The 7,015-nt window shown below is 57.8% G+C and carries 9 protein-coding genes; 5 read left to right on the top strand and 4 right to left on the bottom strand.

The features are described 5' to 3' along the window. A partial coding sequence (locus tag NWQ23_RS16285; protein ID WP_306167447.1) for a putative signal transducing protein occupies nt 1-110 on the bottom strand: 110 nt, incomplete at its 3' end. A 55-nt stretch (nt 111-165) separates the two neighbouring features. Here NWQ23_RS16285 and NWQ23_RS16280 point away from each other — a divergent pair. Continuing rightward, on the top strand, nt 166-1,164 hold the full coding sequence (locus NWQ23_RS16280) for a polyprenyl synthetase family protein (protein ID WP_306167446.1): 999 nt from the start codon (nt 166-168) through the stop codon (nt 1,162-1,164). A 61-nt stretch (nt 1,165-1,225) separates the two neighbouring features. Here NWQ23_RS16280 and NWQ23_RS16275 read toward each other — a convergent pair whose 3' ends face one another. The 3 genes from NWQ23_RS16275 to sfsA all read right to left on the bottom strand — a co-directional run bounded on the left by NWQ23_RS16275 (nt 1,226) and on the right by sfsA (nt 4,022). Continuing rightward, nucleotides 1,226-2,275 (bottom strand): TRAP transporter substrate-binding protein, encoded by a 1,050-nt coding sequence (locus NWQ23_RS16275; RefSeq protein WP_306167445.1) that lies wholly within the window; start codon nt 2,273-2,275, stop codon nt 1,226-1,228. Between the two features lie 175 nt (nt 2,276-2,450). Next, entirely contained in the window at nt 2,451-3,266 is an 816-nt protein-coding gene (map, locus tag NWQ23_RS16270) for a type I methionyl aminopeptidase (RefSeq protein WP_306167444.1), read from the bottom strand. Nucleotides 3,267-3,320: 54 nt separating this feature from the next. Further along, the gene (sfsA, locus tag NWQ23_RS16265; RefSeq protein WP_306167443.1) at nt 3,321-4,022 is read right to left on the bottom strand and encodes a DNA/RNA nuclease SfsA; all 702 of its coding nucleotides are present in this window, start codon (nt 4,020-4,022) and stop codon (nt 3,321-3,323) included. 42 nt (nt 4,023-4,064) lie between these two features. Between sfsA and NWQ23_RS16260 the strand changes: the two genes are divergently transcribed. Genes NWQ23_RS16260 through NWQ23_RS16245 form a run of 4 tightly spaced genes read left to right on the top strand, consistent with a single transcriptional unit; the run spans nt 4,065 to nt 7,015 of the window. Continuing rightward, a complete protein-coding gene (locus NWQ23_RS16260; protein ID WP_306167442.1) occupies nt 4,065-4,787 on the top strand; it encodes a molybdopterin-binding protein in 723 nt (240 codons plus the stop codon). Beyond that, entirely contained in the window at nt 4,784-5,509 is a 726-nt protein-coding gene (locus NWQ23_RS16255; protein ID WP_306167441.1) for a GNAT family N-acetyltransferase, read from the top strand. The genes NWQ23_RS16260 and NWQ23_RS16255 overlap by 4 nt, the downstream gene beginning before the upstream one ends. A gap of 4 nt (nt 5,510-5,513) precedes the next feature. Further along, nucleotides 5,514-6,080, top strand: coding sequence for a peroxidase-related enzyme (locus tag NWQ23_RS16250; RefSeq protein WP_306167440.1), 567 nt, complete (start codon nt 5,514-5,516; stop codon nt 6,078-6,080). After that, on the top strand, nt 6,077-7,015 hold the full coding sequence (locus NWQ23_RS16245; protein ID WP_306167439.1) for an OmpA family protein: 939 nt from the start codon (nt 6,077-6,079) through the stop codon (nt 7,013-7,015). Before NWQ23_RS16250 ends, NWQ23_RS16245 begins: the two co-directional genes overlap by 4 nt.

Raw genomic sequence — 7,015 nt, 5'->3', positions numbered from 1 at the left:
AGGACGCTCATATTTACGTCGAAGGTGAACCAGTCTATACCCTCGCTGTCCAGCAGGGCAGTTGCAAAGGCGATGACAGTCGGGTCGTTGGTGCGCAAAAGCTCTTTCATATCACAGACCTAAGATGACACGGGCGTGTTGTCTATTCACATGACGGAAACTTCAATGAGCCTTGATGCTGCTGCCACCAAACCGCATGAACAATTGGCCGCGGCTTTGGCCGATGATCTGACAGCCGTTAATGCGCTGATCCGTGAACGGATGGCCTCGAAACACGCCCCGCGTATCCCCGAAGTGACAGCCCATTTGGTCGAAGCCGGTGGGAAGCGCCTGCGCCCGATGCTGACCTTGGCGGCCGCACGGATGTGTGGCTATGAGGGGCCGTACCATATTCACTTGGCAGCAACGGTCGAGTTTATCCACACCGCGACCTTGCTGCATGACGATGTCGTTGACGAAAGCAGCCAGCGCCGTGGCCGTCCGACCGCAAACCTGCTGTGGGACAATACCTCCAGCGTGTTGGTCGGGGATTACCTTTTTGCGCGGTCCTTCCAGTTGATGGTGGAAACCGGATCGCTGCGGGTTCTTGATATTCTGGCGAATGCGGCGGCCACCATCGCCGAAGGCGAAGTGCTTCAGCTGACAGCCGCCAGTGACCTTTCCACGACCGAAGACATCTATCTGCAAGTTGTCCGCGGCAAGACCGCCGCTCTTTTCTCCGCCGCGATGGAAGTTGGCGGCGAGATTGCAGGCCAAGACGCCGCGACCAAGCAGGCGCTGTTCGACTATGGTGATGCGCTGGGGATTTCCTTCCAGATTGTAGATGACCTGCTGGATTATGGCGGCACCAAGGCCACCGGCAAGAATGTAGGCGACGATTTCCGCGAGCGGAAGCTGACCTTGCCTGTGATCCGCGCCGTGGCCAAGGCCGATGCCACAGAACGGGCCTTTTGGGAGCGGACGATCCAGAAAGGCAAACAAGAAGACGGTGACCTTGATCACGCCATCGGCCTTCTGGCGAAGCACCAGACGATGGAAAGCACCCGTCAGGATGCGCTGGCATGGGCTGAAAAGGCAAAGTCCGCTTTGGATCTAGTGCCGGATCATGCGCTGAAGCAGATGTTGGTGGATCTTGCCGATTACGTTGTTGCCCGGATCACCTGACCCAGCAAGATAGACGCTAAAGAGCCGCTGCGACGGGGGCGTCGCAGCGGCTCTGTCGTGTTCACTCTTGGGCCGGGGTGCGGTTTGCAGCGACCGCTGCCGCCGCTGCCGCATGAAGTGCCGCGCCATCATAACCCTTGGCATTCATGTCATTGATCCATTGCGCAGTCACAACTTGCCCCGCGGCGGCAATCCTTGCTGTCTCTTCCGCAGAAAGCTCGGCAATCTGATTGCCGCTTGCAGCCATCACATCACGCCCGACGATATCGCCAGTGTCATGTGCACGCCCGGCCCATTTGCTTGCCATCATGCCAGAGTTGGCGTCAATGACGGCGCGCAAATCATCGGGCAGGTCTTCGTAGACATTCTTGTTCATCGCCCAGATGAAATAGAGGTTATAGAGCGCCTGATCGCCGGCCACATCAGTATGGCTGTCGGTCAGTTCGTCTAGCTTGAGAGAGGGCGACATTTCCCATGTAATCACGCCGCCATCCACAACGCCTCTGGAAAGGGCCTCGGGGAATTGCGGCACGGGCATGCCAATCGGTGTGGCACCCAGTTCTTCGAGCAAAAGCGTGGCGGCACGCGACGGGCCGCGCAGCTTCAGACCGTCAAAATCGGCGATGCTTGCGATAGGGGCTCCGCGCTTATGCACGATCCCCGGCCCATGCATATGGGCGGCAATGACATGCACATCGGCAAAGTCATCCATCAGATACGCTTGTGTAAAGTCCCACGCCGCGGCACTGGCTTCTTCCCCAGACTTCGAAGTCATGAAGGGCAATTCCAGCGCTTCTGCTTCGGGAAAGCGGTTGGGCTGGTAGCCTGGAATGACCCAGCCACCATCAATCGCGCCGTCGCGGATCAGGTCGAACTGATTGGCCGCAGAGCCGCCCAATTGCATAAAGGGATAAAGCTCGACTTTGATACGACCGTTCGATTGCGCCTCGATCGCGTCAGCCCAAGGCTGCATGAAATATGTCGGGTTTGCACTCGCAGGCGAGACAAAGTGCTGAAAGCGCAGTGTGACCTCTTGGGCAAGCAGTGGTGAGGCGCACAGGCCTATGGCTGCCGCAATAGCGGCAGATTTCAAGATATGCATGTGATGCATCCTTTTCGTCAAATTATGGGGGAGGGGCGTCACCGCTAGCGACAGACTGTATATGGGGATGCAGAATGTCAGTTGCAAGTCATTCGCAAAAAAAGCTGCGGAAAAATCCGGTAAGCCCGGATTTTTGGGCGCAATTTTCGCGCGCAGTGCCGCAGGTTGGCTGCTGCGGTGGCGCTTAACTGCTTGAATATGTCGGGTGGAATATGCCGCCGGGTGAGAGCGTAAAGATCTCGCAACCTTTTGCGGTGATCCCGATCGAATGCTCGAACTGGGCCGATAGTGATTTGTCACGGGTGACTGCGGTCCAATCATCGGCCAGTACCTTGGTCTCTGGACGGCCAAGATTGATCATCGGCTCGATGGTAAAGAACATGCCCTCCTCAAGGCGGGCGCCTGTGCCGGGCCGACCGTAGTGCAAGACATTCGGCGGCGCATGGAATACCCGCCCCAAGCCATGCCCGCAGAAATCACGCACAACAGACATCCTGTGGCTTTCGGCATAAAGCTGGATCGCATAGCCGATATCACCAAAGGTATTGCCGGGTTTTGCGGCCTCGATCCCCTTCATCAAGGCATCATGAGTCACCTGGATCAACCGCTCTGCCTTGCGGGACAGAGTGCCAGCCACATACATCCGGCTGGTGTCGCCAAACCATCCGTCAACAATCACGGTGACGTCGATATTCAGGATATCGCCATCCTTTAGCATCTTGTCGCCCGGAATGCCGTGACAGACCACATGGTTGACCGAGATGCAGCTCGCGTGCTCGTAACCCTTGTACCCGATTGTCGCAGAGACAGCGCCCGCATCATCCACCATCTGCGTGATCAGCCGATCAATCTCGGCGGTGGTCTGACCGGGGAAAACATGCGCTGCGATATCATCAAGGATCTTCGCGGCCAAAGCCCCCGCCTTTGCCATGCCGGCAAAGTCGTCAGCCTGATAAATGCGAATGCCTTCTTTGGTCAGGCGGGACTTGTTCGTTTCCAACGCAATCGATCCTTTTTTCTACGAAAGCCACATAGGCGAAAAGCGCGCGGAGTTCTAGAGCCGGAAAGGCAGAGGCGGGCCAAGCGATACCCCAAGCGGTGTGATGTCGCAGCGATAGGCCAAAACGGTCACGCCCGCTTGCATCGCGTGATCAAATGCAGCGCGATAGGCGGGGTCAATGTCAGAGGCGAGTGTGACAGCGCTGCAATCGGTGCGCTGGACCAGATAAAACATGACCGCTCTGTGCCCTTGGGCGACCATTGCGGCCAATTCCACAAGGTGTTTTGCGCCACGGGCGGTCACACTGTCGGGAAATGCAGCCAACCCCGGCTCGCGCGAGAGAGTGACGCTTTTGACCTCGACATAGGTATCGGGGCCTGCGCCACTGAGCAGAAAATCAATCCGGCTGTTGGTGCCGTATTTGACCTCTGCGCGCACCAGATCATAGGCTGGCAATTCTAGCACCTGATGCGTTAGCAAAGCCGCCTTGAGCGCGCGATTTGGCACTGATGTATCGACACCCGTGAAATGCCCGTTCTCGTGATCAACCAGACGCCAGCCAAATTTGAGCTTCTTTTTGGGGTCATCATTGGGTTCCAGCCAGATCTTCGTGCCGGGCGTGGCCAGCCCCATCATCGAGCCGGGGTTGGCGCAATGCACAGTGACCTCTTGGCCATCATCAAGGGTAACATCTGCCAGAAAACGCTTGTAGCGCCGGATCAGACGGGCAGGGATAAGGGGCGTGGTAAATTCCATGCGCGTCCCTATAACCTGTCCAAGACCTCAGGAGAACCACCCATGCCAAACCCAACCGCCGCCATGCTTGTGATTGGAGATGAAATTCTGTCAGGCCGCACGCGGGATGCGAATATGCACTATCTGGCCGGACAGTTGACCGAAATGGGGATCGACCTGAAAGAAGTGCGCGTTGTCAGCGACGACAGGGAAGCCATCATCACCAGCGTGCAAGCACTGTCCGCCAACTATGCCCATGTCTTTACCAGCGGAGGGATCGGGCCGACCCACGACGATATCACAGCCGATTGCATCGCGGCGGCCTTTGGCGTGCATATCGACGTGCGCGCCGATGCGCGCGCGCTTTTGCAGGCACACTACGACCGGTCAGGGCTGGAACTGAATGCGGCTCGCTTGCGGATGGCGCGCATTCCTGATGGTGCGGAACTGATCGACAATCCTGTCAGCACCGCACCGGGGTTCAGCCTTGGCAATGTGCATGTGATGGCCGGGGTGCCATCGGTGTTCACGGCGATGGTGGCCTCTGTGCTGCCCAAGCTTACGGGCGGCGCTCCGCTGCTGTCGCGCACCCTGCGCCTTTTCAAGGCAGAGGGGGACATTGCGGGTCCTTTGGGCGCGTTTGCGGATGCTTATCCTGATCTTTCGGTAGGGTCGTATCCTTTCCAGAAAGACGGTATCTACGGCTCAAACATCGTCGTGCGCGGCAGTGATCCAGAAAGGCTTGATATGGCAATGGCGAACCTGGAGGCCCAGTTTCCAGCATGACTTTTCCAACCATCAACAAACTTTATGCCGTGATCGAAGAGACATGGTCCGCGCGCGCGAAACAGGCGCTGGGCCCTTGGACGATCCGGATTGATGACAGCGGAAGCAGCAGGGTCAGTGCGGCAACGGCAGAAATGCCCTTTTCAGACGATGACATTGCGCAGGCAGAACAGGCCATGCGCGACGCGGGGCAAAAGCCGCTTTTCATGATCCGCGAAGGTGACCAAGAGCTGGATAGTGCACTTGCCGCGCGAGGCTATGTGATCAAGGATCCCGTCAATCTCTATGTGGCACCGGTTGAAGACATCGCCAAAGAACGCCCGCCTGCTATCACCTGTTTTGAAGTCTGGCCGCCGCTTGCGACCCAAGTCGAGATTTGGGCGGCCGGAGGAATCGGCGCGGGGCGGCTTGATGTGATGGATCGGGCGCGGCAACCCAAGACCACCTTGCTGGGCAGGTTGAATGACAAACCTGCGGGCACCGTCTTTGTCGGTATCGCTGCCGATTGCGCCATGATCCATGCGCTCGAAATTGGAGCAGACCACCGCAGGCAGGGTTTGGCGCGGCACCTGACAACGGCTGCTGCATTCTGGGCGCGCGATCACGGGGCGACCTATCTGGCGCTTGTGACCACACAGGCGAATGTCAGCGCAAATGCCCTCTACTCTTCCCTCGGCATGACGGTTGTGGGACAATACCACTATCGGACCTTGCCGGAGTGATCTCTTGACCGACCAACCCACAGCGCTTGATTTGCCGATGGTTGATCCATTGCCAGAAAACACACAGAAGTATTTCGACGTTTGTCAGGAAAAGCTGGGCATGGTGCCCAATGTTCTGCAAGCCTATGCCTTTGACATTGATAAACTGAATGCGTTCACGGCCCTTTATAACGATGTCATGCTGGCCGCCTCTGGTCTGTCCAAGCTCGAGCGCGAAATGATCGCGGTCACGGTTTCTTCGATCAACAAATGCTATTACTGTCTGACAGCCCATGGTGCAGCCGTCCGGCAGCTTTCGGCTGATCCGAAACTGGGTGAAATGCTTGTTATGAACTGGCGTGTCGCCCCGCTCGATGCGCGCCAGAAAGCGATGCTGGAATTTGCGGAGCTGATGACAGTGGCCAGCGCCAAGATCGAGGAAAAAGACCGCGATGCGCTGCGTCAGGTTGGTTTTTCCGACCGTGACATTTGGGATATTGCTGCAGTTGCCGGTTTCTACAACATGAGCAACCGGATCGCCTCTGCCACCGATATGCGGCCCAATGACGACTATCACGCGCAAGCGCGATGATCCGCTTCTGGGCGTCTCTTCTGGTTTTGGCCGCTGGCGGGGTACAGGCCCAAACGCTGGACTTTCCAAGTAATGCGTCGCTGCAAGTCGAGGTGGTCAGCCCCGCTGACAGTTACGACATGCCGTTGAATATCTGGGATCGGGGCGAAATGCCGGTCAAGACGGTCGAGGGGCGTGTGACGCAGCAGGCATGGCGCATTGACGCGGCCTCCTTGACCACGCTGCAACTGGTGCGTCCTCTGCGAGAGCAGCTGCGCAATGATCGCTACCGGATCATCTTCGAATGTCAGACCGAGGCCTGCGGTGGTTTTGATTTCCGGTTTGGCGTCGCGACCCTGCCACCGCCGGAAATGCGGATCAACATCGGGGACTTTCGGTTCCTGGCGGCTGAAAAGACTGGCAGTGACGGGCCGGAGTACCTGACGCTGTTTATCAGCCGCACCGCGCAGGCTGGCTTTATCCAAGTCACCCATGTCGGCCCGCTGGCACAGGAGGCCGCACCGCTTGCAAGTGCCGCAGCAGAACCGGCGCGGGCTTTCGGGGATTTGGCGGATATAGCCTTGGCTGACCAGCTCGAGCAGACGGGCCGAGCTATCTTGCGTGATTTGGACTTTGAAACGGGTTCGGCGCAACTGTCTGATGCTGACTATGGATCACTCAAGGATTTGGCTGACTATCTGCTCCTGCATCCAGACAGAACGGTCGCGCTTGTGGGCCATACTGATTCTGCGGGTAGCCTTGCGACAAATATCGCATTGTCGAAACGGCGTGCGGGCTCGGTTCTGGAGCGGCTTGTGACGGTTTACGGCGTTGCCCGGCGCCAGCTTGAAGCAGAGGGTATGGGATACCTTGCACCGGTGTCGAGCAATCTGACTGAAGCGGGACGCGAAGCCAATCGGCGGGTTGAGGTCATTATCACATCCACTCAAGAGTAA

The sequence above is a fragment of the Yoonia sp. genome (assembly GCF_030731595.1).
In the GTDB taxonomy this organism is placed as follows: Bacteria; Pseudomonadota; Alphaproteobacteria; order Rhodobacterales; family Rhodobacteraceae; genus Yoonia.
Note: the sequence above shows the minus strand (reverse complement) of the source record. Positions and strands in the feature narration are given on the sequence as shown.